The organism is Burkholderia sp., assembly GCF_018375725.1.
In the GTDB taxonomy this organism is placed as follows: domain Bacteria; phylum Pseudomonadota; class Gammaproteobacteria; order Burkholderiales; family Burkholderiaceae; genus Burkholderia.
Genome location: NZ_JAHACR010000401.1, coordinates 1 through 3,103, shown reverse-complemented (window position 1 = coordinate 3,103; position 3,103 = coordinate 1). Strand labels below are relative to the sequence as shown.

Annotated in this window: 3 protein-coding genes; 2 read left to right on the top strand and 1 reads right to left on the bottom strand. The window is 67.8% G+C overall.

The genetic code is table 11. The annotated features are described in order from the left end of the window. Positions 1 to 1,084 (top strand): PLP-dependent aminotransferase family protein (locus KH616_RS23445; protein WP_292252369.1); only part of this gene is annotated, 1,084 nt, incomplete at its 5' end. A gap of 115 nt (positions 1,085 to 1,199) precedes the next feature. Then, the gene (locus KH616_RS23440; RefSeq protein ID WP_292252368.1) at positions 1,200 to 1,475 is read left to right on the top strand and encodes a transcriptional regulator; all 276 of its coding nucleotides are present in this window, start codon (positions 1,200 to 1,202) and stop codon (positions 1,473 to 1,475) included. A 159-nt stretch (positions 1,476 to 1,634) separates the two neighbouring features. Here the strand turns inward: KH616_RS23440 and KH616_RS23435 are convergent. Then, positions 1,635 to 3,103 (bottom strand): S8 family peptidase (locus KH616_RS23435; protein ID WP_292252367.1); only part of this gene is annotated, 1,469 nt, incomplete at its 5' end.

The window sequence follows — 3,103 nt, the reverse complement described above, 5'->3', positions numbered from 1 at the left end:
GCCGTATCCGGACGCCGCGCAGTTTCCGGTGCAGCGGCTGGCGCGCCATGCGCAGGCGATTACACGGCGGCGGACGCGCTGGGGCGTGATCGACGATCTGCCCCCCGGAAATCAGGAACTGATCCGGCAGATCGCCCGCCGGTATCTGGAAAGCGGGATCGCGGTCGAGCCCGAGGAGATCGTCGTGACGATCGGCGCGACCGAGGCGATCAACCTGTGCTTGCAGGCGGTCGCGCGGCCGGGCGATACGGTCGCCGTCGAGTCGCCGACGTTCTATGCGATGCTGCATGCGATCGAGCGGATGGGGATGCGGGCGATCGAGGTGGCGACGCACCCGAGCAACGGGATCGATCTCGATGCGTTGGAGCGGATCATCGAGCGCGAGAAGATCGCCGCGTGCATGGTGATGCCGAATTTCCAGAATCCGCTGGGCTTTCAGATGCCGGATGCGCGGAAGCAGGCGCTGGTCGAACTGCTCGCGCGGCATCAGGTGCCGGTGATCGAGAACGACGTCTATCACGAGCTGTACTACGGGGAGATGCGGCCGAGCGCGTTGAAATCGTTCGACCGGCACGGGCTGGTGCTCCACTGCGCGTCGTTTTCGAAAAGCCTGTCGCCCGGTTACCGGATCGGCTGGACGATGCCGGGCAAGTACCGGGATCAGGTCGAGAAACTCAAGTTTCTCAATACGCTCGCGACGCCGATGATCGAGCAGCAGGCGATTGCGGAGTTCCTCCAGCATGACGGCTACGACTTCCATCTGCGGCGGATTCGCAAGCGGTATGCGCAGCAGGCGAATCTGATGATCGTGATGGTCCGGCGGTTCTTTCCGGAGGGGACGCGGGTGTCGCATCCGCAAGGCGGATACGTGCTGTGGGTCGAGCTGCCGCCGCAGGTCGATGCGATGCGGCTGTACCGGATGGCGCTCGAGGAGCGGATTACGGTCGGGCCGGGGCACATGTTCTCGGCGACCGGCGATTATCGCCACTTCATCCGGTTGAATTACAGCTATCCATGGTCGGGGCAGATCGAGGCGGCAGTCAGGACGCTGGGGCGGCTGGCCGGCGAGTGCGCGCGCGGGTGACGCCGTCGCGGCATCGGCAATATCGCGGGTCGCGCGCGCCACGATGGTCCGGCGGCGCCGGCGCGACCGGCTATCATCGCGGACATGACTTTCCGCATGGCGGCCTGAACCATCGATGAACTCCGAACAGAACGAAGACACCCTGGATCCCGCGCTGGTTGCGCTTTTTTCCGCACTGAACGAAGCGGCAAACGACCCGTCGGGCAAGATCTGGTCGCTGCCCAAGATCGCCAAGCGTTCGCAATTGCCGATGAGCACATTGCGCCGCATGCTGACGCAGCTCGATGCGGCCGGATTGACCGCGACGACGTTGTCCGAGGACGGCCGGGGCAGCGCCGCGCTGACGGACGAAGGGCGCGCGATTTGCGCGCAGCTGTTCGACGTCTCATGACACGACGGGCCGCCATCGCGGCCCGTCGTGCTCATGCTTCAGGCGTGGGCGCCGGGCGGATGCCTTGCCGGGTTTCCATCGGCGTCCGCGCTGAGCCGGCGCTTCGGATGCCGCCGCGGCATGCGCCGAAACGGCGGCGTCCAGGGAGACGTCCGGGCGTCACTGCATCGCGGCCGCGACGGCTGCGGTCGCATCGAGGATGCCGGAGCCGGCGGGCAGCGCCGTACACGACGTGTCGGCGGCAAGTTTCGACGGGCGCGCCCCCCCTTGCAACTTCTGCTGGATCTGCGCGGGCGTGAGATTGCCATTCATCGCGAGCATCAGGGCCGCCACGCCCGAGACCTGCGGCGCGGCGAGGCTCGTGCCTTCCGCGAGGCCGTAACCATCCGCGGCGGGCACGGTCGTGCCGCTGTTCGAGGTCGACAGGATGTTGACGCCCGGTGCGCTCAACGCGATATCGGCGCCGAAGTTGCTGAACGTCGCGCGGCGGCCGGCGTCATCGGTCGCGCCGACGCTGATCACGCCCTTGCAGTTGGCCGGCTGGTCGAGTGCGGTCGCGACGCCCTCGTTGCCGGCGGCGACCACGACCGTCACGCCCTTCGCGGTCACGTCGTCGATCGCCTGCTGGAACGTCTGGCTGCACGCGCCCGAGCCGCCGAGACTGAGGTTGATGATTTTCGCGGGCGTCGGATTCGCCGGTGCGCCATTGACCGCGATGCCGGCCGCCCAGCGCATTGCATCGACGATGTCGCTCGTGACGCCGCCGCACTTGCCGAGCACGCGCACCGGCTGGATCTTGCCGAGCCACGATACGCCTGCGATGCCGATGCCGTTGTTGGCCGTCGCGCCGATGACGCCGGCGACGCGCGTGCCGTGCCAGCTGCTGTCGCTCGCTCCGCTCGCGCAGTGATAGAACGGGCCGCCGGCGGTGTCGATCTCCTGTTGCGTGACCCAGTCGCCCGGATCGGTCGCGTCGGGGCCGCGGGTTTTGCCGTTGTTGCTCGTGTTGATGTCGGAGATGAAGCTGTAGCCGGGCACGAGGTTGCCGACGAGATCGGGATGCGGCCGGTAGCCGGTGTCGAGTACGGCGGTGACGACGGTCGGCGAACCCTTGGTCTTGCTCCATGCCGCGGGCAGATCGATGCCGGTCGCCGGATCGGAGAAATACCACTGCTGGCTGTATGCCGGGTCGCTCGGCGTGTCGCGCACGGCCATGCGGCGGTCGGGTTCCGCGTATTCGACATCGGTGTCGGCGGCGAATGCCTGCGCAAGCGCCGACGCGTCGGCTGCGGCGAGCTGTTGCCCGATCGCCAGCACCGAAGCGCCGCCCGACAATGTCCGCTCGACTTGCACATTTACTTGCGACGGCATGCTTGCGTACGCGCGTGCATTGCCGCCCGACGATGCCTGCGTGCTCCATCGGGCCATCGCGCGCTGGATCACGCCGTCGAGGCGCGATGCGTCGCTGGACGCGGCCATCGCATGGGCGGCCGTCGCGGCTTTCAGCTTGACGATCAGGCGATCGACCGGCGGTTCGCCCGCCGCGACGGACTGGGCGGCCATCTGCATGGCCGCTTGCTGGGCGGCGCAGGCGGCACTGCTGGTCGACGAAGGCGCCGGTGCCGGGG

Excerpts from the sequence above, each read along its gene's own strand:
- KH616_RS23440 (WP_292252368.1), top strand. The coding sequence starts at position 1,200 with ATGAACTCCGAACAGAACGAAGACACCCTGGATCCCGCGCTGGTTGCG.